This is a genomic window from Microbacterium sp. NPDC077663 (genome assembly GCF_044542795.1).
Lineage (GTDB): Bacteria > Actinomycetota > Actinomycetes > Actinomycetales > Microbacteriaceae > Microbacterium.
Genome location: NZ_JBITVE010000001.1, coordinates 681,267 through 706,115 on the forward strand (window position 1 = coordinate 681,267; position 24,849 = coordinate 706,115).

The following is a 24,849-nucleotide window of genomic DNA, read 5'->3' on the forward strand; positions in this document are numbered from 1 at the left end:
CCCGCCCGCGACGGGGAGCCGTCGGGGCGGGACGCGTCGTGAAGCGGATGCCGGTGCTCAGCCGGTGTTCTGCAGTCCGGCAGCGACCCCCGAGACCGACAGCAGCATCAGTCGCTGCAGGTCGGGGTCGACCTGGCCGCCGGCCTGCGTCTCGCGGAGGCCGCGGAGCGCGCGCAGCTGCAGCAGGGAGAGCGCGTCGACGTAGGGGCTGCGCATCTTGACGGCGCGCCCGAGGACGGGGCGGTTCGACAGCAGCTCGGTGCCGCCGGTGAGCGTCACCACCCAGTCGCGGGTGAGGGCCATCTCGTCGCGGACGAGCGCGGCGAGATCGTCGCGGTCGCCGAGTCCGAGGTAGTGGCGGGCGATGCGGTCGTCCGTCTTGGCGAGACTCATGGCGACGTTGTCGATGAGGGTGCGGAACAGCGGCCACTCCTCGTAGGCGGCGCGCAGGGTCGCCTCGTCTCCGACCGCGTCGAGCGCCGTGCCGAGACCGAACCACCCGGCGAGGTTGATGCGCGCCTGCGTCCAGGCGAACACCCACGGGATGGCGCGCAGGTCGGCGAGCGACTCGACCGACAAGCCGCGACGGGCGGGGCGCGAGCCGAGTGCCAGCAGACCGATCTCCTCCATCGGCGTCACCTGGGCGAACCACGGTGCGAACCCGGGTGCCTTCATGAGCGAGAAGAACCGCTCGCGCGAGGCCGCGTCCATCGTCGCAGCGACGGCGGCGTACCGCTCGGCAGCCGAGCGGTTGCGGTCCTCGATGGAGGGTGCCGAGGCCAGCAGGGTCGCTGCCGCGACCTGGTCGATGTGGCGCATCGCGATCGCCGGGTCGCCGTAGCGGGCGAAGATGACCTCACCCTGTTCGGTGAGCTTGAACCGGCCGTCGACGGAGTGGGGCGGCTGCGCGAGGATCGCGGAGTTCGCGGGTCCGCCGCCACGGCCGAGCGCGCCCCCGCGACCGTGGAAGAGGGTCAGCTCGATGCCCTGCTCCACGGCCCACGCCGAGATCTTCGCCTGCGCCTCATACAGCGCCAGGTTCGCCGCGACGGGTCCGACGTCCTTCGACGAGTCGGAGTAGCCCAGCATGACCTCGAGGCGCCGCCCGGTCGTCTCGAGCCGCGACGCGAACGCCGGGTGGACGACGATCTCCGCCAGGATGCCCGGAGCGGCCTGCAGGTCGGCGAACGTCTCGAACAGCGGGATCACGTCGAGGACCGGGGGAGTACCGTCGGGTCCCACCGCGTGCCGCGCCAGGGTGTGCACGGCGGCGAGGTCGTCCGCGGACTGGGTGAAGGAGACGATGTACCGACCGGCGGCGCGCGGGCCGTAGCGGTCCTGCAGGAAGGCGATGGTGCGGAAGACCTCGAGGACCTCGTCGGTCAGCTCCGAGCGCGAAGCCCCCGCCTCGATCTCGGCGAGCACTTTCGCGTGCACGGCCGAGTGCTGGCGCACTTCGAGCTCGGTGAGGTGGAAGCCGAAGGTCTCGACCTGCCAGATGAGGTGCTGCAGGTGTCCGTACGCCTGACGGGGAGCGCGCGCTGCGACGAGCGAGTCCTGCAGCACCCGGAGGTCGGCGAGCAGGTGCTCGGGATCGCGGTAGGCGAGGTCGGCGTCGCGGGTGCGTGTCGCGGCGATCTTGCGCGCGAGCAGCAGCATGATGCGGCGGTAGGGCTCATTGGGCGAGCGCTTCGCGATCTCCGCGGCCGCCTCCTCGTCGGCATCCTTCAGTCGCTGCCAGAGCGCGAGGAGCTCACCCGTCGGCGGCGTGGACTCCGCATCCAGGGTCAGCGTGCGCCCGACGCGGTTCGCGGTGCGTTCGAGTCCCAGGAGCACATGCTCGCTGGCGATGGCCGCAGCCTTTCGGGTGGTCTTCGCCGTCACGAACGGGTTGCCGTCGCGGTCGCCGCCCACCCAGGAACCGATGCGCATGAACGGCCGGACCAGGGGAGTGCGGGCTCCGGCCTCTTCGCCCTGCAGGACGTCGTCGATGCGGCGGTAGACATGGGGGATCGAGGTGTAGAGGGTCTCGTCGAAGATCGCCATGACGGCGCGCACCTCGTCGGTGGGCGACGGCTTCTCGGCGCGCAGCGGAGCGGTGCGCCACAGGGTGTCGACCTCCTCCAGCATGCGGCGCTCGGCGCGACGACGGTCGGGGCTGTCGGTCTCGGCGGCGTCGCGTTCGCGCAGGAGGTCCGCCAGGCGACGGATGCTGTTCGACACGGCGCGGCGACGGGCCTCGGTCGGATGCGCCGTGAAAACGGGGTGGAAGCGCAGCCCCTGCAGGCGATCCAGCGCGGCGTCTTCTCCGATCTCCTCGGACAGCCGTCGGTAGGCCGAGACGATCGAATCGCCCGCGTCCTGCGTGTCGCCGCGGCCGCTCCGCTCGCGGAGGACTCGCACGCGCTGGTGCTCCTCGGCGAGGTTCACGAGGTGGAAATAGCAGGTGAAGGCGCGGGCGACCTCTTCGGCGCGCTCGAGGGTGAATGCGTCCGCGATGGATGCCGCCCGCGCGAACGCCTCGGGAGTCGGGTCGGTGTAGGCCTGGATCGTCGCGACGCGGAGCCGCTCGACGTCCTCGAACAGGCCGGGGGAGCCGCTCTCGCGCAGCACGCGTCCGAGCAGCGCGCCGAGCGTGCGCACGTCGGTGCGCATCTGCTCGGGGATCTCCTGCTCGGCTTCGTAGCGTCCGACGAGGTCGATGGCTTCGGTGGGGGTCGGTTCGTGCACCGTTTCACGTTAGCGAGGATTCCGGACCGCAATTTCCGCGTGACAGCGGATGCCGGTGCTCGCTACCCTCACACGGCGATGACGCCCTGCGCGATGAGGATGACGGCGACCACCGCGCCGATCGCCGCGAGGGCGAACAGCACGGCCTCCGGAGGCGTGAACACACGCGCCCGCTGCTGTCGACGACCGATCACGAACAGGATCGTGCCGGGCACGATGATGACCAGGCACAGGAGGAGGTAGGTCGCGCCCGCCGCCCACAGCAGGTACAGCGTGTAGACGGTCGCGAGCACCGCGACGATCGCGTCGCCGACGCGGCCGCGCCGGCCGTCCTGAACGGCCAGCTTGAACGCGTAGGCGGCGGAGAGGAAGAAGGGGATGAGCGCCAGCGCGCTGGTGAGCTCGAGAGCCGCGTCGAAGGCGTTCTGAGCGAACAAGACCACCACGAGCATCGCCTGCGCGAGGAGCGACGACATCGTGAGGGCCCCCGTCGGGGTGTCCTTGGCGTTGGTGCGCTGCAGGAACCGCGGAAGATCGCCCGCGCGGGCGGCGGACAGGAGCACCTCGGCGGCCATGAGGGTCCACGCGAGGTAGGCGCCGAGCACCGCGATCACGAGGGCGACCCCGATGAACGCCGCCCCCCATCCGCCGACCGCAGCCTCGAGCACGCCGCCCATCGAGGGCTGACGCAGCCCCGCGATCTCGCCCCGGGGGATGACGCCGTACGAGACCACGGTGACCGAGGCGAAGACGGCGAGCACACTGAGGAAGCCGAGCACGGTGGCCCGTCCGACATCCGATCGGCGCCGCGCGTGCCGCGAGTTCACCGTCGCGCCCTCGATGCCGATGAAGACGAAGACCGTCACGAGCATCGTCGTCCGGATCTGTTCGCCGAGGCCCGTCCCGGGGTCGCCCGACCAGTTCGCGGCGAACACCGCCGGATCGAAGACCGTCAGGCAGAGCCCGACGAAGACGACGATCGGCGCGGTCTTCGCGATGGTGACGATGCGGTTGAGCGCCGCAGCCTCGCGCACACCCCGGCGGATCAGGACGTAGAACAGCCAGATGCCGATAGATGAGATGCCGACGGCCAGAGGCGTGTTGCCCTCGCCGAGGGCGGGGAAGACGGCGCCCAGGGTGCCCGTGATGAAGACCCAGTAGAAGACGTTCCCGACGCACGCACTGGCCCAGTACCCGAAGGCGGCGAAGTAGCCGACGTAGTTGCCGAACCCCTCCTTCGCGTAGCTGAAGATGCCCGCGTCGAGGTCGGGACGCCGGACCGCCAGCCGCTGGAAGACGAGGGCGAGCATCAACATGCCGCCGCCCGCGATCGCCCACGCGATGAGCGTTCCCGCGACGCCCGTCGACTCCGCGAAGGTCGCCGGGAGCGAGAAGACACCGGCACCGATCATCGATCCGACGACGAAGGTGCTGAGGGTGAGGAGGGAGACGTGGGTTGCGCTAGCGGGCGTGGCGGCACCCGGTGCGGGGGCGGCGGGAGTCACCGTCCCACCCTATGCTCGTCGCCCCACGGGGGACCGCCCTGCGGGCGGTGCCCCACGGGGGACCGCCCTGCGGGCGGTCGCCCCACGGGGGACCGCCCTGCGGGCGGGCGCCGGAGCACCCGGCATCCCTCGTATCGTGTCCGTCATGACGGACCAGGACCCCGAAGCCCGCCGCGACCATCTGCGGGAGGCGGTGGAGACCATGCGCGCCGTGCGCGATCGGTGCGTGTGGACGCAGCAGATCGACCACGCGGACCTCGTGCCCTACCTGCAGGAGGAGGCCGCCGAACTCGTCGACGCGGTCGAAGCGGGCACCCGCGCCGACCTCAAGGAGGAGTTGGGCGATCTGCTGTGGCAGGTGCTCTTCCACGCCGAGATCGCCTCGCGCGACGAGGCGGACCCGTTCGACATCGACGACGTCGCCGCGGCGCTCGCCGAGAAGATGGTCCGCCGGCATCCGCACGTGTTCGGCGACGCGGTCGCGACGACCCCCGAGGAGGTGCTCGTCCACTGGAACGCGGCCAAAGCGGCCGAGAAGCGCGCGCGCACGAGTGTCCTCGACGGGGTGTCGATGCACATGCCGTCTCTCGCGCTCGCGCAGAAGATGCTCGGCAAGGCGCGTCAGGTGCAGGTGACGCCCTCGCCCGCCGCGGGCGCTCCCGCTGACGAAGCCGGACTCGGGGACGCGCTCCTCGCGCTGGTCGTCCGGGCGCGTGAGGAGGGGTGGGATGCCGAACGTGCCCTCCGTCAGCGGCTGCGCGCGCTCGCCGAGGAGGTGCGTCAGGCGGAGGCCCTCTGAGAGCTCCCGCCCGATGCGGGAGCGGTGGTCTGAGAGACTAGGTCGGTGCCCTCCGTGAATCCGCCGCGCGGCATGCGCGACTTCCTCCCCGCCGACAAGGCCCGCCGCGAGCGGGTTCTCGCCGTCATCCGCGACCGCTACCGCGCGCACGGGTTCGACGAGATCGAGACCCCCGTCGTCGAGGACTACGAGCGGCTGCACGCGGGGATCGGCGGCGACAACGAGAAGCTCGCGTTCAACGTGCTGCGTCGCGGGCTCGACGCCGACGCCATCCGCGACGGGGCAGACGACCCCGCCGCGCTGTCGGACCTGGGTCTGCGGTACGACCTGACCGTGCCCCTCGCCCGCTTCTACGCGACAAACCGCGCGCACCTGCCCGCCGTGTTCCGTGCGATCCAGATCGCCCCGGTGTGGCGGGCGGAACGTCCCCAGAAGGGCCGTTACCGGCAATTCGTCCAGTGCGACATCGACATCATCGGAGACGCGACCGCCCGCGCCGAAGTGGAACTCCTCTCCGCGAGCCTGGATGTGCTCGATGCGCTCGGCCTCGAGGGCGGCACGATCCGCATCAACGACCGCCGGGCCCTCGACGAGATGCTGGCCGCCTTCGGTTTCGCCGGCGACGACCGGGCGGGCGTCCTCATCACCATCGACAAGCTCGACAAGGTGGGTCCCGCGGGAGTGGTCGCGGAGCTGCGGGACCGCGGCGCGGACGAGGGTGCGGTCACCGCGTTCGAGGCGTTCCTGAACCGCCCGCAGACGCGCGAGTACCTTCCCTTCGGCGAAGCCCAGATCCGCAAGGGGCTCCCGGCGGGGGTCTCGGACGAGGTCGTGGCCCACCTCGTCGGCATCGGGGAGGCTGTCGCAGCCGCCCGCGGCACCGCCGATGTGCCGCTGCACTTCGACCCCTTCCTCGTGCGCGGCATGGGGTACTACACCGGCACGATCTACGAGCTCGCCCACCCGTCGGTCTCGTACTCGCTGGGGGGCGGCGGGCGCTACGACGGCATGATCGGACGGTTCCTCGGCCAGGACGTGCCGGCGGTCGGCTTCTCGATCGGCTTCGAACGGATCGTCGATCTCCTGGGGGCAGACGAGGATGCGGCATCCGAAGCCGTCGTGCTCATCGCCGATCGCGATGTCCCCCTGGCGGAGCTGGCCCGGCACAAGGCGTTCTTCGTCGAGCAGGGCGCACGAGTGCGCCTCGAGCAGCGGACGAAGAACCTCAAAGGTCTTCTGGAGCGCTCCGCAGCCGACGGGTACACGTCGTTCGGCACCGTCGCGGCAGGGACGTCGTCCTCCGCGATCGAACTGCGCCCGCTCGGCTGACATCCGTCGGCGGCGCTGCTAGCGTTCGGCGCATGACGCTGCATGTCCGTACGGTGCTGCCCAAGAACGGCCCCGCCACCGCGATCGAGTTGACCGACGAGCAGGTCGACGCCCTCGGCGGGGGCAAGCGGGCCGCGGTCCGCGTGACGATCGCCGAGCGCACGGCTCGCCTGCGCCTCGGGGTCATGGGCGGGCACAACCTCATCGGCATGTCGAAGGCCGCGCGCGCCGAGCTGGGCGTCGAGATCGGCGATGAGGTCGACGCCGAGATCGAGCTCGACACCGACGAGCGCGAGGTTGAGCCACCGGAGGACCTCGTCGCCGCCCTCGACGCCGAGCCTCAGGTGCGCGCCGCGTTCGACGCGCTGGCGCCATCGCGTCGCAAGGAGGTCGTCCGCTCCGTCGTCGACGCGAAGAAGGCGGAGACCCGCGAGAAGCGGATCGCCGCCGCGGTGGATTCCCTCCGCTCGCCCGCCAGCACCTGACGCACACGTCACCACTGCGTCGCCGGGCGTTCACCTGCGCGGTGTGGGATGCCGACGTGCCACGCCCCTCCCGATCACTGCTCCCTGCCGCGGCCGCCGCGGGGATCGCCGTCGCTCTCGGCGTCGGCGTCCGCGTCGGGCTCGCCCGGCAGGCCGCGATCGCTCGTCGCCGGATCGGCAAACCGCTCGGTCAGGAGGCCCCGTCCGCCGATCGGGTGTGGCGTGCGGGCCTGGGAGGCGCGCCGCTCGACCTGCTGCTGCTGGGCGACTCCATCGCGGCCGGGCTGGGCGCCGCTCATCGCAAGGAGACCCTCGGCGGGCGTCTCGCGAAGGGTCTTGCGCGCGAGCTCGACCGTCCGGTGCGCCTGCGGACCGGCGCAGTGGTCGGCGCCGAATCGGCTGACCTCGCCGGCCAGATCGACGCGCTCCCACCGGGTTACCACGCGGACGTCGCCGTGATCATCGTCGGAGGGAACGACGTGACCCACCGGGTGCCGGTGCCCGTCGCCGCCGGACACCTGGCCGACGCGGTCCGGCGTCTGCGTGCGGACGGCACCGCCGTCGTCGTGGGGACGTGCCCGGATCTGGGGGCTCTCCGCGCCGTACCGCAGCCGCTCCGCAGCATCGGTTCGCGAGCCTCGCAGCAGTTGGCCACGGCGCAGGCGGATCGGGCACGGGCGGAGGGCGCCGGTGTGGTGTCGTTGCGGCGGGCCGTGGGGCCCTTCTTCCGCATCGATCCAGACGGCATGTTCAGCCTCGACCGCTTCCATCCGAGCGCTCTCGGGTACCGGCGGACCGCCGAAGCGCTCCTCCCGGTCGTCCGGGATGCGGTCACGCACGGCGCCGGAGCCGCAGCATCCGGTAACCGAGGCCCAGCACGAGGACGCCGAAGCCGACCGGGACCGACGGCCACGGCAGGGTGACGACGAGCACGACGCAGCCGATCCCTCCGACGATCTGCAGGACCCGCGGATAGCGCCGCGCCGCACCCCGCTGCCGGAAGGCGGCGAGGTTGGCGACCGCGTAGTAGAGCAGCACCCCGAAGGACGAGAATCCGATCGCGCCGCGGATGTCGCCGAACGCGACGATCGCGACGACGATCACGACGACGGCGATCTCGGCGTTGCGCGGGACCCGCCACCGCGCATCAACCGTGGCAAGGAAGCGGGGGAGGTCTTCCTCCCGAGCCATCGCGAATGCGGTCCGGCCCACACCGGCGATCAGGGCAAGGAGTGCACCGAGGGATGCCGCGGCCGCCCCGATCCGGACGATCGGGGTCGCGGCATCCCACCCCGCGGCCTCGACGGTGGCGACCAGCGGAGCCGAGGCGGCGGCGAGGACGTCCGGACCGAGGACGCGCAGGGTGACGACGCCGACGACGGCGTACACCACGAGGGCGCCGCCGAAGGCGAGGACGATCGCCCGGGGGATCGTGCGAGCGGGATCGCGGACCTCCTCACCGAGGGTCGCGATGCGTGCGTAGCCCGCAAAGGCGAAGAACAGCAGCCCGGCCGCCTGCAGGACACCGAGAGGTCCTGACGCGAAGGGGGCATCACCCCAGAAGGGGGTCGGTGCGGTCGGCGCCGCGGAGCCGGCCACCACCACGACGGTCAGCGCGATCAGGACGATCGTCACGAGCACCCGCGCCACCTGCGCGGTCCGCGTGATGCCGAAGAGGTTCACCGCGCCGAGGGCGAGCGCTGCCGACGCGGCGATCGGGCGCTCCCATCCGGCGGGGGCCGCATATGCGGCGAACGTCAACGCCATGGCGGCGCAGCTGGCGGTCTTGCCGATCACGAACCCCCACCCGGCGAGGAACCCCCACCACGGTCCGAGCTCTGCGCGTCCGTAGGCGTACACGCCGCCGGAGGTCGGGTGCACTGCGGCGAGCTGTGCGGTGGACGTGGCATTCCCGAAGGCGATGACCGCGGCAAGGGCCAGGCCGACCAGGAGACCCGAGCCGGCGGCCTGCGCGGCGGGCGCGAAGGCCGAGAAGACGCCGGCGCCGATCATGGCGCCGAGGCCGATGACGACTGCATCGCCCAGACCGAGTCGGCGGGACAGGCCGGGGGAGGACACGGCCAGAGCGTAGCCGATGGGTGTGAATCCCCGGTTAGTTATAGTTGCGCTATAATTAACGCATGCTGATCCGCGTCGATCCTCAGAGCGCCGTTCCGCTGTTCGCGCAGATCGCGGCCGCGGTGCGGAGCGAGATCACGTCCGGCCGCCTGGCGGCCGGCGAGAGGCTCCCCGCCGCGCGCGAGGTGGCGGACGCGCTCGAGGTCAACCTCCATACCGTGCTGCACGCCTATCAGGACCTGCGCGACGAGGGCCTCGTGGACCTGCGGCGCGGCCGGGGGGCGGTCGTCACGCCCGCCGGTGCGGCTCTGGGCGGGCTGCGGGCCGAGATCACCGCCCTTGTCGACAAATCCCGTGCGTTGGGCGTCTCGCCCGACACCCTGTCCGCTCTCGTCAAGGAGGCCGCTCGTGACCACTGACCCCCGCACACTCGCCCGCCGGAGGTTCACCCTCGTGGCGCTCCTGCTGCCCGCGGTGGCGACGGCTCTCGCGGTCGTCGCGCACCTGCTCCTGCTCCCTCACGTCCCGGGCGTCGTCGCGACGCATTGGGGCTGGACGGGGGAGCCGGACGGTTTCGCGCCCTCCTGGACCGTGCTGCTGGTCACGGTGCTCCTCGGTCTCGGGCTCCCGGCGCTCCTCTACGGTGCCGGTATCGGGGGTCTCCGACGCGGCGACCACGGCACCTCCTACCGGCTGCTCGGAGCGGTCGCGTTCGGGCTCGCCGTGCTCGTCGCGGGGCTGGGAGTCGCGACCACGGGCATCCAGGTCGGGCGGACCGCCCCCGACGTCCCCCTTCCGGTGCTGCTCCTCCCGAGCGTCCTCCTCGCCGCCGTCGCGGCGGGTCTGGTCGGGTGGGCGGTGCAGCCCCGCCTCCCGTGGCGTCCCACCCCGGCCTCCACCGCCCCGAACGTCCCGGTCCGCGCGGGGGAGCGCGTCGTCTGGATGCAGGGGGTGACCCTCGCCCGCGCCGGCGCCGTCGTCCTCTGGGTCGCCTTCGCGATCGGATGCGTCGCCGTCCTCCCGGTGCTCTTCTTCGGCGACCCCGTCTCGGCGATCATCTCGGGTCTCGTCGTCGTGGTCCTGTTCGTGGTGGTCGCGACGACGCTGCGGTTCCACGTCCGCGTCGACGCGGAAGGGGTCACGGCCGTCTCCGCCGCGGGGTGGCCCCGTGTCCACGTTCCGATCGAAGACATCCTCTCGGCCGAGGTCGTCGAGGTCTCGCCCTTCGGCGAATTCGGTGGATGGGGCATCCGCTGGTCGGGCGGTGGACGACAGGGCATCGTGCTGCGGGCGGGCGACGGGTTCCTGGTCCGCCGGCGCGACGGACGGACCCTCACCGTCACCGTCGACGACGCCGCCGCTGCGGCGGGTCTGATCAACACCTACGCGGCGTTGACGCCGGAGCGCCGGGACGATTGAGTGGCGGCATGGCGCATCCTCACCCGCACGATCCGGTCCCCGCCCGCTGGAACGACGTCGACGACTACCTGACGACGACGTTCGTCGCCCACGACGACGCTCTCGCCGCCTCGATCGCATCGCTGGCCGAGGAGGGGTTGCCCGAGATCGAGGTCGCGCCGCTGTCCGGCAAGCTGCTCCACCTGTTGGCGCGGATGACCGGGGCGCGCCGCGTGCTCGAGATCGGGACCCTCGGCGCCTACTCGACCATCTGGCTCGCTCGTGCCCTCCCCGGCGACGGGCGGGTGATCTCCATCGAGGCAGAAGCCCACAACGCCGCCGTCGCGCGACGCAACCTCGAGCGCGCCGGTGTCGGCGACCGTGTGGAGGTGCGGGAGGGGCGTGGTGAGGACGTCCTGCCGACACTCGAGGGAGAGACGCCGTTCGACCTGGTCTTCATCGACGCCGACAAGGAGTCCAACACCCTCTACCTCGACTGGGCGGCCAGGCTCGGCCGACCGGGCACCGTCGTCGTCGTCGACAACATCGTCCGTTCCGGCCACGTGGTCGAGACGGATGCCGGGGCCCAGGTCGACGGGGTGCGCGCCGGTCTCGCGATGCTCCGCGACGACCCCCGGTTCGAGGCGACGGCGCTGCAGACGCTCGACCGCAAGGGATGGGACGGCATCGCGATCGCGCTCGTCGTGTGACGGCCCGTCCTGTGCCGCATCCCGCGGCTCACTAGACTCGGGGGCGGACCGACGACGCTCCCGTTCCATCCTCCACAAGCAAGGAGACACCCCCGTGGCATTGATCGAGGCAGTAGGCGCACGCGAGATCCTGGACTCGCGCGGCAACCCGACCGTCGAGGTGGAGGTTCTGCTCGACGACGGCATCGTCCAGCGCGCAGCCGTCCCCTCCGGCGCATCGACCGGCGCCTTCGAGGCGTACGAACTCCGCGACGGCGACAAGAGCCGGTACGGCGGCAAGGGCGTCCTCAAGGCCGTGAACGCCGTCATCGACGAACTGGGACCCGCCATCGAGGGTCTCGAGGCCAGCGAACAGCGCCTCATCGACGAGGTCCTCATCCAGACCGACGGTACCGAGAACAAGTCGCGCACGGGTGCGAACGCCATCCTCGGCGTCTCGCTCGCGGTCGCCAAGGCGGCCGCCGACAGCGCCGACCTCCCGCTCTACCGCTACCTCGGTGGACCCAACGCGCGCGTGCTGCCCGTGCCGCTGTTCAACGTCATCAACGGCGGCGAGCACGCCGACAACGGCATCGACATGCAGGAGTTCTTCCTGGCCCCGATCGGTGCCGAGAGCTTCTCGGAGTCCCTCCGCTGGGGTGCCGAGGTCTACCAGGTCCTGAAGAAGGAACTGCAGGCCGCCGGCTACGCCACGGGCCTCGGCGACGAGGGCGGCTTCGCCCCCGACCTGCCGAGCAACCGCGAGGGCCTCGACTTCCTCGTCAAGGCGATCGAGAAGGCCGGCTTCACCCCCGGTTCGCAGATCGCGCTCGGCCTGGACGTGGCCGCCACCGAGTTCTTCAACGACGGTGTCTACCGCCTCGAGAACAAGGACTGGACCGCCGAGCAGCTCACCGACTACTACGCCGACCTCGTCGACTCGTTCCCGATCGTGACGATCGAGGACGCACTGGCCGAGGACGACTGGGAGAACTGGACCGCTCTCACCGAGCGTCTCGGCGCGAAGGTGCAGCTCGTCGGCGACGACCTCTTCGTCACCAACCCGCAGCGCCTGGCGGACGGCATCAAGCGGGGCGCGGCGAACTCGCTCCTCGTCAAGGTGAACCAGATCGGCACGCTCAGCGAGACGCTCGACGCCATCGACGTCGCCCACCGCGCCGGCTACACCACGATGCTCTCGCACCGGTCGGGCGAGACCGAGGACACGACGATCGCGGACCTCGCCGTCGCGGTGAACTCGGGTCAGATCAAGTCGGGCGCGCCCGCTCGGAGCGAGCGCGTCGCGAAGTACAATCAGCTTCTGCGCATCGAGGAAGACCTGGGCGAGGCCGCGGAGTTCATCGGCGCCGCCGCGTTCCCGCGCTTCACCGCCTGACGCGAGCGCACCGCACAGACACCGAACGAGAAGGGGGAGCCGTGGACCGACCATCGGCTCCCCCTTCCCGTGCGTCCCGCGACTCGCGCGACGAGGCTCGGACGTCCCGCCCGGGTCGTCGGGTCGACGTCCGCGACTGGGTCGGCGGCATCCGGATGTCCGGGTTCATGGGGATCATGCTCGGACTCGTCGTGCTGGCCGCCTTCGTCCTCGTCCCGACGATCGGCACCTACGTCGATCAACGTCAGCAGATCGCTGCGCTCACGCACGACGTCCAGGCCACCAAGGACCAGATCAGCGAGCTGACCACTGAGCGCGAGCGGTGGCGCGACGAGGCGTACATCGTCGCCCAGGCCCGCGAGCGGCTCTACTACCGACGTCCGGGCGAGGTCGTCTACCTCGTCGCGGACGATCTCCCCACCGACCTCGTCGAGCCCGCCCAGCGTCCCGTGAGCGACGACGTCCAGGAGACGCAGCGCGACTGGATGACGCAGTTCCTGCGGTCCGTGACAGAGGCCGGGCTCGCAGAGACCGTCGCCCCGGGCTGACGCCCAGCTCGCGGCGCTGACGCCGGGTACCCTTGACCGGTGCCTCATCCGACCCTCTCGCCTGCCACCGCCGCCGATCACGACACCATGCGTGAGCAGCTCGGACGGCCCATGCGCGGCGTGATCGGCATCGCCGCGCGGTGCGTGTGCGGCAACCCGACGGTCGTCGCCACCGAGCCGCGGTTGCCGGACGGCACCCCCTTCCCGACCTTCTACTACCTCACCCACCCCGGCGCGACGGCCGCCATGTCGGCGCTCGAGGCGACGCAGGTGATGCGGGAGCTCACCGACGACCTCGCCGAGGACGAGGAGCTCGCCGAAGCCTACGCACGCGCCCACGCCGCCTACCTCTCCGACCGCGAAGTCCACGGCACCGTGCCCGAGATCGCCGGCGTGTCCGCGGGCGGCATGCCGACCCGGGTGAAGTGCCTCCACGCCCTGGCGGCCCACTCCCTCGCCGCCGGCCCCGGCGTGAACCCGATCGGCGATCGCGCGCTCGCGCGCGGATCCTGGTCGCCCGAGCGCTGCGTCTGTGCGACACCGAGGGCGACCGGATGAGGCGGGTCCGCGCCGTCCTCGCCGCCGCGGTCGTCGCCACGGCGGCACTGCTCACCGCGGCCGCTCCCGCCCCGACCCCGACGCCGCCGGCGGTCGATCCGGTGCGCAACATGGAGTACTGGCTGACGGAGTACGGCATCTCCGACGCCTGGAAGACCACGAAGGGCGCCGGGACGACGATCGCCGTCATCGACACGGGCATCGGCAAGGGCCCGAAGGAGCTCGACGGGGCCGTGGTGGGCGGCGCGGACTTCTCGGGCGTCGGCAAGGCCGACGGGCGCACCCCGGTCGGGGACAGCGACCGCAACCACGGCAGCTGGGTCGCCTCCTTGGCGGCCGGGCGCGGCACGGCGGCGGACAAGGGCATGATCGGTGTCGCCCCCGAAGCGGATCTGCTCTCGCTCTCCATCGGCTTCGGGAACTCGGCCAGCGTCCCCTTCGTCGACCAGGTCGCCGAGGCGATCCGGTGGGCCGTCGATCACGGCGCAGACGTCATCAACCTGTCCTTCACGACGAACACGCTCGACTGGGACAGGTCGTGGGACGACGCCTTCCTCTACGCGTTCGACCACGACGTCGTCGTCGTCGTCGCGGCCGGCAATCGCGAGAGCGGCACCGAGGAGGTCGGGGCCCCCGCGACGATCCCCGGCGTGCTGACCGTGGGCGGCGTGGACCGGGAGGGCAAGGCGAGTCGGACAGCCTCGACGCAGGGCATCGTCATCGGCATCTCCGCGCCGAGCGAGGAGCTGCTGGGCGTCTCGGCCAACGGTGACCTGGTGATCTGGGACGGTACAAGCGGCGCGGCCCCCATCGTCGCCGGGATCGCCGCACTGGTCCGGTCGGCGCACCCCGACCTGGATGCCGCCAACGTGATCAAGCGGATCATCGCGACCGCGACGCCGAGCGATCGCGCGGAGAAGGTCCCCGATCCGCTGTACGGATACGGGCTGATCAACGCGGCCCGGGCGGTCTCCGCGCCGGTCGCGAAGGTCTCCGCGAACCCGATGGGCGACCTCCGGGAATGGATCCGGCTCTATCGTCGTGCCGAGTCGACGCCCGAAGCGAGCCCGACGCCGACGCCCTACACGGTCGCTCCGCTCCCCGAGGCGGAGCCTCCCAGCGGCTCGGTGTCGCCGCTCCTGCCGAGCGGTGATTCGCTGCGCTACGGCACGGTGCCACTCGTCGTGGTCAGCCTGGGGACTATACTTGTCGTGCTCGGGGTCACCGCTGCTGCCCGGCGCATCCGATCGGCGCGCACTCCGCGACCGCCGAGCCGTTGAATCAAGGAGTTCTTCCGACTGTGACTACCACTGTGCCCAAGATCCTGGTCGTCGGAGGCGGCTACGCAGGTTTTTACACCGCATGGAAGCTCGAGAAGCACCTCCGCAAGGGTGAGGCCGAGGTCACGATCGTCGACCCGCTCCCGTACATGACGTACCAGCCCTTCCTCCCCGAGGTCGCGGCCGGTGGCATCGAGGCGCGCCACGTGGTGGTCGGCCTGCGGCGCCATCTCAAGCGCACGCGCATCGTGATCGCGAAAATCACGGGCATCGATCACTCCAGCAAGACTGCGACGATCACGCCCGAGGTCGGGGAGCCGTGGCAGGAGCAGTACGACCAGATCGTGGTGACCGCGGGCGCCGTCTCGCGCACCTTCCCGATCCCCGGCATCGCCGAGAACGCTATCGGGCTCAAGACGATCGAGGAGGCCGTCGCGATCCGCGACCGCATCCTCACCAACTTCGACCGCGCGGCGAACCTTCCTCCCGGGCCGGAGCGGGAGCGTCTGCTGACCGTCGTCGTCGTCGGCGGTGGCTTCGCGGGCATCGAGGTGTTCGCCGAGACGCGTGCCTTCGCCAGTGCCCTGCTGAAGGACTACCCGACGATCTCGTTCGACGAGACCCACTTCCACCTCATCGAGGCGATGGGGCGCATCATGCCCGAGGTCTCGCTGAAGACGAGCGAGTGGGTCCTCAAGGATCTCGCCAAGCGCGGCGCCAACGTCCATCTCGACACCCAGGTGAAGGGCGCCGTCGACGGCAACGTCGAGCTCTCGACCGGTCAGGTCATCCCGACCGACGTCATCATCTGGACCGCCGGTGTCATGGCGAACCCCACTGTCGTCCGCGGCAGCGACCTTCCCGTCGAGGAGCGCGGACGTCTGCGCACGCGCGCCGATCTGCGTGTCGGCACTCCTGAGGAGTTCGTCGAGGGCGCGTGGGCAGCCGGTGACGTCTCCGCCGTTCCCGACCTCTCCGGTGGCGGTGTCGGCGGCTTCTGCGTCCCGAACGCTCAGCACGCCGTCCGTCAGGGCAAGCTGCTCGCGAAGAACATCGTGGCCGTCCTCCGGGGCGAGGAGCCCAAGGAGTACTTCCACAAGAACCTCGGCGCGGTCGCCGGTCTCGGCCTCTACAACGGCGTGTTCCAGTCCGGCAAGATCGCCGTCAAGGGCTTCTTCGCCTGGATCGCCCACCGCGGCTACCACGGCCTCGCCATGCCGACCTTCGAGCGCAAGTTCCGCGTCGTCGGTGACTGGTGGCAGAACTTCTGGCTCGGCCGCGACAACGTCTCGATGGAGACGCTGCAGAATCCCCGGTACGTCTTCGAGGAGTTCGCCGCCCGTCCGCGTCCGGCCGCTCCCGAGACCCCCGCGATCGACCCCAAGTCGGTCGCCGCGGAGAAGACCGGCAAGGTCGCCGCGAGCTGACCCACGCCCTTCTCGCGACCCCCGTCCCGGCCTTCGCCGGGACGGGGGTCGTCTCGTGTTCCGGGATACCCTGACGGAGGGCCCCCGTAGCCCAATGGCAGAGGCAGGCGACTTAAAATCGCTTCAGTCTGGGTTCGAGTCCCAGCGGGGGCACCGGGCCGTGTTCAGCGGGGCAGGATGCTGGGCGGGTCCGCATCCGACCACCGTTCGATCGTCTGGGTCGTCCAGTACACCGCGAACGCCGTCAGTGCGACCGCCTCGCCGAGGAACACCGCGCCGCTGTCCGGGACGGCGAACGTCGCAACGACCGTCACCACCAGCGCGATCACGATGACCACGGACACTGCGATGTAGACGCGCCGGTAGGCGGGGGCGGGGCGCTCGTCGCCGCGCCCGAGAACGGTGACCCACGGCACGATCGCGAACATCGCGAAGAAGCCGGCCGTCACGACCAGGTGCAGGTTCACCCCGCCGGGGAACGGGAACGAGGACGCCGGCCCCGGGGCGAACGCGAGCACCGCGAGGACCGCGGCGGTGGTGAGCGCGACGGTGCCCACGATCGCCACACGGCGCCACGCGATCTCGCCGCGAGACGCGAGCACCACCCCCAGCGCGGCGACCACGATCACCACGACGGTGTAGACGCCCACGCCGTTGAGGACGGTCGACAGGACGTCCGGGGGAAGGGTCGCGTCGTCGGGGGCGCGGGTGGGGATGATCGCGATGAGCGGCGCGAACACGGCGGCCACGTCGAGGAGGGCAGACTCCGCGTCGCGACCGGCGAGGGCGAGCAGCGCGATCGCCGCGGCGGACAACGCTCCCACGAACACCCCGTGTGCCGGCGAGAAGTAGTAGGCGCTGATCGAGGGCAGCAGTCTCCCGTCGCTGCGCACGAATTCGATGAGGACGGATGCCGCCAGAGCCACGACGATCCCCACGAGGGCGAGCCGGAGGTACCGGTGCGTGCGAAGACCCGTCACACCTGCGACCCTACAAGCCGGGTCCCGTGTGCAACGCCTGGGAAAGTGCGGCCGGGCATCCGCATCGACCGGGTCCGCCTCGTTAGGATGATGAGGCTATCGATCGGAGACTCATGGAAATCCTCATCCCGGTCCTCGTCGTCGTCGCCCTCCTCGTCATCGTCGGCGTCTACCTCTGGGCCACCTACAACTCGCTCGTCGCCCTCAACGTGCGCGTCGATGAGGCCTGGAGCGACATCACGGTGCAGCTCAAGCGTCGCGCGGACCTGCTGCCCAATCTGATCGAGACGGTCAAGGGATACGCGGCCCACGAGAAGGCGGTCTTCGAGAACGTCACGCAGGCGCGAGCCGAGACCCTCACCGCGACCAGTCCGGCCGATGCGGGTGTCGCGGAGGGTCACATGCAGCAGGCCCTGAAGTCGCTCTTCGCGGTCGCCGAGGCGTACCCGCAGCTGCAGGCGAGCCAGAACTTCCTCCAGCTGCAGCAAGCCGTCGTCGACACCGAGGACAAGATCCAGGCCTCGCGGAGGTTCTACAACGGCGGGGTACGCGAGCTCAACACCAAGATCAAGGTCTTCCCGAACAACCTCTTCGCACGCCGGCTCGGGTTCGGCGAGCGGGAGTTCTTCGAGGTCGTCGACGGGGCGGCCATCGCCGAGCCGCCGCGGATCCAGTTCTGACCTGCCGCGCCCGCCGAGGCGCACGTCCTAGGATGGCCCAGTGAGCGGCACCGACGACAAGCACCGGAACGGGTTCTTCGATGCCCTGCGCTCGCGCACGGTCTCCACCGAGGTGTCGGGGACCGTGCCGCGCGGACTGAAGGTCGCGACCGCCTACGCCTGGCGGTTCCTCGTCCTCGCCGCGGCGATCGCGGTGCTGGTGTGGATCGTCATCCAGCTGCGGCTGCTGATCATCCCGCTGCTCGCGGCGATCCTCGTCACCGCACTCGTGTGGCCCCTGTTCTCCCTCCTGCTGCGACGACTGCCGCGATGGCTCGCCCTGATCGTGACGCTCCTGTTCACGATCGCCGTCGTGGTCGGGCTGCTCTGGCTCGCCATCTGGCAGATCACGCAGGATGCGGCATCCGTCCGCGATCGCACGCTTCAGGGCATCACGCAGTTCCGCGACTACCTCATCGAGGGCCCGCTCCATCTGACCGGCGGGCAGATCGACGACGCCGTGCGGCAGGCCTTCGGCATCCTGCAGGAGCAGGCGCAGCTGCTGTGGTCCGGCGCCCTCGCCATCGGGTCCACGCTCGGTCACGTCGCCACCGGCATCCTGCTCACCCTGTTCATCCTCATCTGCACGCTCGCCGACGGCGGCGGGATCTGGCGCTGGACGGTGCGGCTGTTCCCGACGCGCGCACGCGCCGCGGTCGACGGTGCGGGCAGGGCCGGCTGGCGCACGGTCATCAACTACGCGCGGACGCAGCTGCTCGTCGCGACGATCGACGCCGTCGGCATCGGTGTCGGCGCCGCCCTGCTCGGCGTTCCCCTCGCCGCTCCGATCGGCGTGCTCGTCTTCCTGGGGGCGTTCGTGCCCTTCGTCGGCGCTGTCCTGACGGGCGCGCTGGCGGTGTTCCTGGCGCTCGTCTACAACGGCCCGTGGATCGCCCTCTGGATGCTGGTGATCGTCCTGGGCGTGCAGCAGTTGGAGGGCCACGTGCTGCAGCCGCTGCTCATGGGCTCGGCGGTCAAGGTGCACCCGCTCGCGGTTGTCCTCGCCGTCGCCGGGGGTGCGATGATCGCGGGGATCGCGGGCGCGGTGTTCGCCGTCCCGCTGGCCGCGTTCGTCAACGTCGTCTGGCTCTACCTCTCGCGGCGAGGGTGGGAGCAACCGGTGAACCCCGGTCCGGACGACCTCATCTGGAGTACCGTGCCGCGACGCAGGAGGATGACCGCGTGACCGAACAGGCGAAGATCGCCGCCCCGACCCTGGCCGAGTTCGAGGCCGCCGCGACCGAGCTCGCCGGCGTCGTCTCGCGCACGCCCGTCGAGGATTCGGAGTTCCTGTCGAGCGTGCTCGGCGCCCCCGTCCACCTCAAACTCGAGAACCTGCAGCGCACCGGCTCGTTCAAGATCCGCGGTGCCACCTACCGCCTCTCGCGCCTGACCGCAGAGGAGCGGTCCCGTGGCGTCGTCGCGGCCTCAGCGGGGAACCACGCGCAGGGTGTCGCACTCGGCGCCCAGACCCTCGGCATCCCGGCCACGATCTTCATGCCGTTGGGCGTCCCCGTGCCCAAGCTCCTGGCGACACGCGGCTACGGGGCCGACGTCATCCTCGAGGGCGCCACGGTCGAGACGCCCCTGCGGCTGGCCCAGGAGTTCGCGGAGCGGACCGGTGCCGTGCTCATCCCGCCCTACGACAACCACGACATCATCCTCGGTCAAGGCACTCTCGGACTCGAGCTCATGGACGAGATCCCGGGGCTCGAGACGATCGTCGTCGGTATCGGCGGCGGGGGACTGGCGGCGGGTGTTGCCGCAGCCGCCAAGGCGCGCGCGGCGGCACAGGGTCGGACCATCCGGGTCATCGGCGTGCAGGCCGAGAACTCGGCGGGCTATCCCGGGTCGCTGCTCGTCGGGCGTCCGATCGACGCCGAGCACACCTCTCCCACGATCGCCGACGGCATCGCGGTCAAGCGGCCCGGCACGATCCCGTTCGACATCATCCGCGACCTCATCGACGAGGTCGTCACCGTGAGCGACGACGACATCGCCCGCGCGATCCTCGTGCTCATCGAGCGCGCCAAGCAGGTCGTCGAGCCCGCCGGTGCCGTCGGGGTCGCGGCGATCCTCACCGGCAAAGTGACCGCCTCGGGACCGACGGCGGCGATCCTCTCCGGCGGCAACATCGACCCGCTGCTGCTGCAGCGCGTCGTCGCGCACGGATTGGCGGCATCCGGCCGGTACATGACTCTGCAGATCCCGCTGCCCGACCGTCCCGGTCAGCTCGCCCGGGTGTCGGAGCTCCTGTCGGTGGTGGGAGCGAACGTCATCGAGGTGCTGCACACCCGGCACGGGCAGGGGCTGCAGATCAGCGAGGTCATCCTGCAGCTGAGCGTCGAGACGCGCGGCGAGGAGCACCGCGCGCAGGTCCTCGCAATCCTGCAGGACGCCGGCTACGCGCCGACGGTCGTCCCGAACTGAGGACCTGCGCAGACCCCCGGGCTCACTGACCCGAGTAGGTCTCGACCTTGACGACCTCGACGGAGATCTCGCGTCCGTTCGGAGCGGTGTAGCTCGTCTTCTCGCCCTCGCGCAGACCCATGATGGCCTCGCCGAGGGGGGACGCCTCGCTGTAGACGTCGAGCTCGCTGTTCGCGCCGATCTCGCGGTTGCCGAGCAGGAACACCTCTTCGCCGCCGGCGACGATCGCGGTGACGACGGTGCCGGACTGCACGGTGCCGTCGGACTCGGGGGCGACGCCGACCTTGGCGTCCTTCAGCAGCTGCTGCAGGGTGCGGATGCGTGCCTCCTGCTTGCCCTGCTCATCTTTCGCCGCGTGATAGCCGCCGTTCTCCTTGAGGTCTCCCTCTTCGCGGGCGGCCTCGATGCGCTTGGCGATCTCCTCGCGACCGGTCGTCGAGAGCTCCTCGAGCTCGGCGGCGAGGCGGTCGTAAGCCTCCTGGGTCAGGAACGTCTCGGACACGTGATCTCCCGGTGCGGTCGATGGGTAAGCCAAACGCCCCGGCAAGTCCACCGGGGCGCGAGAATCTCCAGCTTAGATGATCCAGCAGGAGCGGACAAAACCCGTGGTGGCAGGCGCCGTCGTGGGGATCCGCGCGGTGACGATGCGGGAATGGTCGTCGGATGCCGGCACCTCGATGATCTTCCACCCGACGATCCCGTGCTCGGCGTCCTGTGCCTCGAGCGAGCAGGCCACCCGCGTTCCCGGATTCACCGTCACCTGTACGCGCACCTCGACGGTGTGCTCGTCGGGGAGGGTGAAGCCCGTCGTGTCGGCGTCGACGGAGTTCATCGCATTCGACACCGTCGTCCACCCCAGGAGGCCGGTGGCCGAGACGGCGAGGGCGCCGATCGCGATCCACGTCCAGCGGCGCGACGCCGCGGACCGCGTCCGGCCGTACCGATCCGCGAGCTTGCGGTCGACGTCGGTCAGGGTCATGCGGCATCCGTTCTAGGCTGGAATCCCAGGCTAAGCGCTCTGGCTGAGGAATGAGGTCACATGCCGGATCTGCGATGGCTCGCCGTCTCGCCGAGCCCCACCCCGACGACGCCGCCGCCCGAGGCGGTCACCCCCGGGGTCGCGGGATTCGTCGCGATCGCGGTCGTGGCCGTGGTCATCGTGCTCCTCGCGATCGACATGCTGCGCCGCATCCGTCGCGCGCAGTACCGTTCCGACGTGAATGCGATGCTCGACGCCGAGGAGGCGGCCGCCCGCGGCGAAGGCACAGAAACCCGCGGTGGACGCGCGAACGGTGACGACGGCGACGCCCTCGACGGCGTCAGCCCGGAAGGCCCAGGGAAGGGCTGAGCGGTTCGAGCGAGATCAGCAGGCATGCGGTCCAGTGGCACAGGAACGCCAGCACCGTGCAGACATGGAAGATCTCGTGGAACCCGAAGTGCCCCGGCCAGGGGTTCGGACGCTTCAGCGCATAGACGATCGCCCCGCCGGTGTAGAGCAGCCCCCCGACGATGACGAGCACCATCATCGCCATGCTCGCCCGCAGCAGGTCGCCGAGGTACATCACGGCGGCCCACCCGAGCAGCAGATAGAGCGCGACGTAGAGCCAGCGGGGCGCGTGGATCCAGAAGACGCGGAAGAGGATGCCGAGAAGGGCGCCCGACCACACCAGCACGAGCAGCAGGGTGCCCTGACCGGGGGCGAGTGCCAGGGTCGCGATAGGGGTGTAGGTGCCGGCGATGAGCAGCAGGATGTTCGCATGGTCGATGCGCTTGAGCACGACCTTCGTCCGGGGGCCCCAGTCGAAGCGGTGATACAGCGCCGAGTTGCCGAACAGCAGCAGCGACGTGGCCATGAACACCGCGGCCGCCCACTTGCCCGGAGTCCCCTCGGCCAGGACGATCAGCACGACACCCGCGGCGATCGCGACGGGGAACGTTGCGGCGTGGATCCAGCCGCGCCAGGTCGGCCGGATGTCGACCTGGGCGCTGACCGCGCCGGCGTCGAGAAGAGGGAGTTGAGGCATCTCGGGGCCGTCGTCGGTGTCGTGTCGGGTCACGGTGCGAGCCTACGCGTGCGGCCATGCGGTCGGCTGAATACGCGCCCGGCTCACCGCGAGCGCCCAGCCGGAGTACCGTAGCCGTGTGACCCGTGCCTCCTCGACTCAAGGACGGGGTCTGCTGTACCGCCTGTACAGCTCCCGGCTGCGTCGCGAGATCGACGCCGGCACCGTGCCGCATCACGTCGCGATGATGATCGACGGCAACCGCCGGTGGGCGCGGCAGCTCGGGTACACCACCGTCTCGCACGGCCATCGTGCCGGTGCCGCGAAGATGCACGAGTTCCTTCGCTGGTGCGACGAGCTGGGCATCCAGGTCGTCTCGCTCTATCTGCTGTCGACGGACAACCTCGTGAAACGGGACTCGCAGGAGCTCACCGACCTCATCGAGATCATCGCGGACCTCGCCGACACCCTTTCTCAGGAGCCGGGATGGCGCGTCCAGCACGTGGGGCGCGCCGAGATCCTGCCGCCCGAGCTGGCCGCGGGCCTGCGCACAGCGCAGGAGCGCACGCGCGAGAACACGGGTCTGCACGTCAACCTCGCCGTCGGGTACGGCGGGCGTGGCGAGATCGTCGACGCGGTCCGCAGCATCATCTCGAAGCATCAGGGCAAAGGCGGCTCGCTCGAGGAGCTCGCCGAGAGCCTCACGCCCGAACAGATCGGCGAACACCTCTACACCGGCGGCCAGCCCGACCCCGATCTGGTCATCCGCACCTCGGGGGAGCAGCGACTGAGCGACTTCCTCCTCTGGCAGTCCGCGCACAGCGAGTTCTACTTCGTCGAAGCGCTCGGGCCCGACCTGCGCGAGGTCGACTTCCTGCGCGCGATCCGCGACTTCGGCGACCGCGACCGGCGCTTCGGAGGCTGAGGTCGCCGTCGACCTCGATCCGTGACACGGAGAGTTCACGCATCCGACACATCCGGCGGCGTGTCGCGGCGCCGGGGTGTCGCCGGTGACGCCTACGTTCATCCCAACGGGCAAAGCGCCTGTTCGAGTCGGCCTCTCACGACTCGTGACCCCAGGTCGACTCGTGACTGCCGGGTGGGTTCCACCCGGGGCGGGAGTGGGTTGTGGCCACACGAGCACCTGAGAAGCAGCAGCACCAGCACGAGTCCGCGGAAGCGACTCCTGACCAGGATCTCCGCACGTACGTGCTGGACACCTCGGTCCTGCTGAGCGATCCGCGCGCACTGTTCCGCTTCGCCGAGCACTCGGTCGTGCTGCCGGTCGTCGTCGTCACCGAACTGGAGCGCAAACGCCACGATCCCGAGATCGGCTACTTCGCCCGCCAGGCGCTGCGCCACCTCGACGGATTGCGGGTGGAGCACGGACGACTCGACTTCCCCGTCCCGGTCGGCGCCGGCGGCACCCTGCGCGTCGAACTCACCAACACCGACCCGACCGTGCTACCGGCCGGCATGCGGCTCGGCGACAACGACACGCGGATCCTGTCGGTGGCGATGCACCTGAGCCAGGAGGGACAGTCGGTCACGGTCGTCTCCAAAGACCTCCCCATGCGCGTCAAGGCCGCCTCGCTGGGGCTCCACGCCGAGGAGTACTTGGCCGAACAGGCCGTGGACTCCGGTTGGACGGGCATCGCGTCCATCGATCTCTCCGGCGACGAGGTGAGCGACCTCTACGACAGCGAGGTCGGTGTCAGCGAGGACGTGCGCGGGCTGCCCGTGAACACGGGCCTCGTGATCCACTCCGAGCGCGGCTCGGCTCTCGGACGCGTCACCGGCGACGGCTCCTACCGTCTGGTCCGCGGGGACCGGGACGTCTTCGGGCTCCACGGCCGCTCCGCAGAACAGCGCATCGCCATCGACCTCCTCCTCGACCCCGAGGTCGGCATCGTCTCGCTCGGCGGACGTGCCGGGACGGGCAAGTCGGCGCTCGCTCTGTGCGCAGGCCTGGAATCCGTGCTCGAGAAGCAGCAGCAGAAGAAGATCATCGTCTTCCGTCCGCTCTTCGCGGTCGGAGGTCAGGAGCTCGGCTACCTGCCGGGTGACCAGCAGGAGAAGATGAACCCCTGGGGGCAGGCGGTGTTCGACACCCTCGGCTCCGTCGTCACGGGCAACGTCCTCGAGGAGGTCGTCGCCCGCGGGATGCTCGAGGTCATGCCGCTGACGCACATCCGCGGGCGCTCCCTCCACGACGCGTTCGTGATCGTCGACGAGGCGCAATCGCTCGAGCGGAACGTCCTGCTGACCGTTCTCAGCCGCATCGGCCAGAACTCGCGCGTCGTGCTCACCCACGACGTCGGTCAGCGCGACAACCTGCGTGTCGGTCGCCACGACGGCATCGCCTCGGTCATCGAGACGCTCAAGGGGCACGACCTGTTCGGCCACGTGACCCTGGTGCGCTCGGAGCGCTCCGCGATCGCCGCGCTCGTCACCGACCTGCTGGAGGCGGGCGAGCTGAGCTGACCCGGCTGCA

General features: G+C 70.6%; 25 protein-coding genes and 1 tRNA gene. 19 read left to right on the forward strand and 7 right to left on the reverse strand.

All coding sequences use genetic code 11. From position 1 onward, the window contains the following. Positions 1–57: 57 nt before the first annotated feature. Positions 58–2,730 carry a phosphoenolpyruvate carboxylase gene (locus ACIGEP_RS03270; RefSeq protein ID WP_396660198.1) on the reverse strand — a complete coding sequence of 891 codons (2,673 nt, stop codon included), beginning with the start codon at positions 2,728–2,730 and terminating at the stop codon, positions 58–60. A 68-nt stretch (positions 2,731–2,798) separates the two neighbouring features. After that, the gene (locus tag ACIGEP_RS03275; protein ID WP_396660199.1) at positions 2,799–4,235 is read right to left on the reverse strand and encodes a basic amino acid/polyamine antiporter; all 1,437 of its coding nucleotides are present in this window, start codon (positions 4,233–4,235) and stop codon (positions 2,799–2,801) included. Positions 4,236–4,380: 145 nt separating this feature from the next. Between ACIGEP_RS03275 and ACIGEP_RS03280 the strand changes: the two genes are divergently transcribed. From ACIGEP_RS03280 to ACIGEP_RS03295, 4 genes are all read left to right on the forward strand, one after another. Further along, positions 4,381–5,034 (forward strand): MazG family protein, encoded by a 654-nt coding sequence (locus tag ACIGEP_RS03280; protein ID WP_396660200.1) that lies wholly within the window; start codon positions 4,381–4,383, stop codon positions 5,032–5,034. Positions 5,035–5,106: 72 nt separating this feature from the next. Beyond that, complete coding sequence (locus tag ACIGEP_RS03285) at positions 5,107–6,363, forward strand: histidine--tRNA ligase (protein WP_396661001.1); 1,257 nt, start codon at positions 5,107–5,109, stop codon at positions 6,361–6,363. A gap of 32 nt (positions 6,364–6,395) precedes the next feature. Continuing rightward, a complete protein-coding gene (locus ACIGEP_RS03290) occupies positions 6,396–6,848 on the forward strand; it encodes a YdeI/OmpD-associated family protein (RefSeq protein WP_396660201.1) in 453 nt (150 codons plus the stop codon). 56 nt (positions 6,849–6,904) lie between these two features. Further along, positions 6,905–7,771 (forward strand): SGNH/GDSL hydrolase family protein, encoded by an 867-nt coding sequence (locus ACIGEP_RS03295; RefSeq protein WP_396660202.1) that lies wholly within the window; start codon positions 6,905–6,907, stop codon positions 7,769–7,771. On the opposite strand, the gene ACIGEP_RS03300 is transcribed toward ACIGEP_RS03295, so the two are convergent. Next, positions 7,680–8,927 carry an APC family permease gene (locus ACIGEP_RS03300; RefSeq protein WP_396660203.1) on the reverse strand — a complete coding sequence of 416 codons (1,248 nt, stop codon included), beginning with the start codon at positions 8,925–8,927 and terminating at the stop codon, positions 7,680–7,682. The genes ACIGEP_RS03295 and ACIGEP_RS03300 overlap by 92 nt on opposite strands. A 62-nt stretch (positions 8,928–8,989) precedes the next feature. Here ACIGEP_RS03300 and ACIGEP_RS03305 point away from each other — a divergent pair, with 62 nt between their 5' ends. The 9 genes from ACIGEP_RS03305 (at position 8,990) to ACIGEP_RS03345 (ending at position 16,376) form a co-directional block, all read left to right on the forward strand. Further along, positions 8,990–9,346, forward strand: a complete 357-nt coding sequence (locus ACIGEP_RS03305) for a GntR family transcriptional regulator (protein WP_396660204.1) — start codon at positions 8,990–8,992, stop codon at positions 9,344–9,346. Further along, complete coding sequence (locus ACIGEP_RS03310; RefSeq protein WP_396660205.1) at positions 9,336–10,346, forward strand: DUF1648 domain-containing protein; 1,011 nt, start codon at positions 9,336–9,338, stop codon at positions 10,344–10,346. Before ACIGEP_RS03305 ends, ACIGEP_RS03310 begins: the two co-directional genes overlap by 11 nt. An 8-nt stretch (positions 10,347–10,354) precedes the next feature. Then, a complete protein-coding gene (locus ACIGEP_RS03315) occupies positions 10,355–11,035 on the forward strand; it encodes an O-methyltransferase (protein WP_396660206.1) in 681 nt (226 codons plus the stop codon). 94 nt (positions 11,036–11,129) lie between these two features. Next, complete coding sequence (gene eno / locus ACIGEP_RS03320) at positions 11,130–12,410, forward strand: phosphopyruvate hydratase (RefSeq protein WP_396660207.1); 1,281 nt, start codon at positions 11,130–11,132, stop codon at positions 12,408–12,410. Between the two features lie 41 nt (positions 12,411–12,451). Next, a complete protein-coding gene (locus ACIGEP_RS03325) occupies positions 12,452–12,958 on the forward strand; it encodes a septum formation initiator family protein (protein ID WP_396660208.1) in 507 nt (168 codons plus the stop codon). Positions 12,959–13,045: 87 nt separating this feature from the next. After that, positions 13,046–13,516: a DUF501 domain-containing protein gene (locus ACIGEP_RS03330; protein ID WP_396661002.1), complete on the forward strand. Its 471-nt coding sequence runs from the start codon at positions 13,046–13,048 to the stop codon at positions 13,514–13,516. Next, on the forward strand, positions 13,513–14,796 hold the full coding sequence (locus ACIGEP_RS03335; RefSeq protein WP_396660209.1) for a S8 family serine peptidase: 1,284 nt from the start codon (positions 13,513–13,515) through the stop codon (positions 14,794–14,796). Before ACIGEP_RS03330 ends, ACIGEP_RS03335 begins: the two co-directional genes overlap by 4 nt. Before the next feature lie 32 nt (positions 14,797–14,828). Further along, entirely contained in the window at positions 14,829–16,223 is a 1,395-nt protein-coding gene (locus ACIGEP_RS03340; protein WP_396661003.1) for an NAD(P)/FAD-dependent oxidoreductase, read from the forward strand. 80 nt (positions 16,224–16,303) lie between these two features. Then, a tRNA-Leu gene (locus tag ACIGEP_RS03345) sits at positions 16,304–16,376 on the forward strand. A gap of 11 nt (positions 16,377–16,387) precedes the next feature. On the opposite strand, the gene ACIGEP_RS03350 is transcribed toward ACIGEP_RS03345, so the two are convergent. Then, entirely contained in the window at positions 16,388–17,203 is an 816-nt protein-coding gene (locus ACIGEP_RS03350; protein ID WP_396660210.1) for a hypothetical protein, read from the reverse strand. 113 nt (positions 17,204–17,316) lie between these two features. Between ACIGEP_RS03350 and ACIGEP_RS03355 the strand changes: the two genes are divergently transcribed. Genes ACIGEP_RS03355 through ilvA form a run of 3 tightly spaced genes read left to right on the forward strand, consistent with a single transcriptional unit; the run spans position 17,317 to position 20,352 of the window. Next, positions 17,317–17,883, forward strand: coding sequence for a LemA family protein (locus ACIGEP_RS03355; protein WP_396660211.1), 567 nt, complete (start codon positions 17,317–17,319; stop codon positions 17,881–17,883). 40 nt (positions 17,884–17,923) lie between these two features. Then, positions 17,924–19,108 carry an AI-2E family transporter gene (locus ACIGEP_RS03360; RefSeq protein ID WP_396660212.1) on the forward strand — a complete coding sequence of 395 codons (1,185 nt, stop codon included), beginning with the start codon at positions 17,924–17,926 and terminating at the stop codon, positions 19,106–19,108. Then, positions 19,105–20,352, forward strand: a complete 1,248-nt coding sequence (gene ilvA, locus ACIGEP_RS03365) for a threonine ammonia-lyase (RefSeq protein WP_396660213.1) — start codon at positions 19,105–19,107, stop codon at positions 20,350–20,352. The genes ACIGEP_RS03360 and ilvA overlap by 4 nt, the downstream gene beginning before the upstream one ends. Positions 20,353–20,374: 22 nt before the next feature. Here ilvA and greA read toward each other — a convergent pair whose 3' ends face one another. Both greA and ACIGEP_RS03375 read right to left on the reverse strand, forming a co-directional pair. Further along, entirely contained in the window at positions 20,375–20,854 is a 480-nt protein-coding gene (gene greA / locus ACIGEP_RS03370; protein WP_396660214.1) for a transcription elongation factor GreA, read from the reverse strand. Between the two features lie 72 nt (positions 20,855–20,926). After that, entirely contained in the window at positions 20,927–21,331 is a 405-nt protein-coding gene (locus ACIGEP_RS03375; RefSeq protein ID WP_396660215.1) for a DUF4307 domain-containing protein, read from the reverse strand. 60 nt (positions 21,332–21,391) lie between these two features. Between ACIGEP_RS03375 and ACIGEP_RS03380 the strand changes: the two genes are divergently transcribed. After that, a complete protein-coding gene (locus tag ACIGEP_RS03380) occupies positions 21,392–21,700 on the forward strand; it encodes a hypothetical protein (RefSeq protein ID WP_396660216.1) in 309 nt (102 codons plus the stop codon). Here the strand turns inward: ACIGEP_RS03380 and ACIGEP_RS03385 are convergent. Beyond that, positions 21,672–22,376, reverse strand: coding sequence for a hemolysin III family protein (locus ACIGEP_RS03385; protein WP_396661004.1), 705 nt, complete (start codon positions 22,374–22,376; stop codon positions 21,672–21,674). The genes ACIGEP_RS03380 and ACIGEP_RS03385 overlap by 29 nt on opposite strands. A 118-nt stretch (positions 22,377–22,494) precedes the next feature. Between ACIGEP_RS03385 and ACIGEP_RS03390 the strand changes: the two genes are divergently transcribed. Both ACIGEP_RS03390 and ACIGEP_RS03395 read left to right on the forward strand, forming a co-directional pair. Continuing rightward, positions 22,495–23,280 carry an isoprenyl transferase gene (locus tag ACIGEP_RS03390; RefSeq protein ID WP_396660217.1) on the forward strand — a complete coding sequence of 262 codons (786 nt, stop codon included), beginning with the start codon at positions 22,495–22,497 and terminating at the stop codon, positions 23,278–23,280. Between the two features lie 203 nt (positions 23,281–23,483). Beyond that, a complete protein-coding gene (locus ACIGEP_RS03395; protein ID WP_396660218.1) occupies positions 23,484–24,839 on the forward strand; it encodes a PhoH family protein in 1,356 nt (451 codons plus the stop codon). Positions 24,840–24,849: the final 10 nt, after the last annotated feature.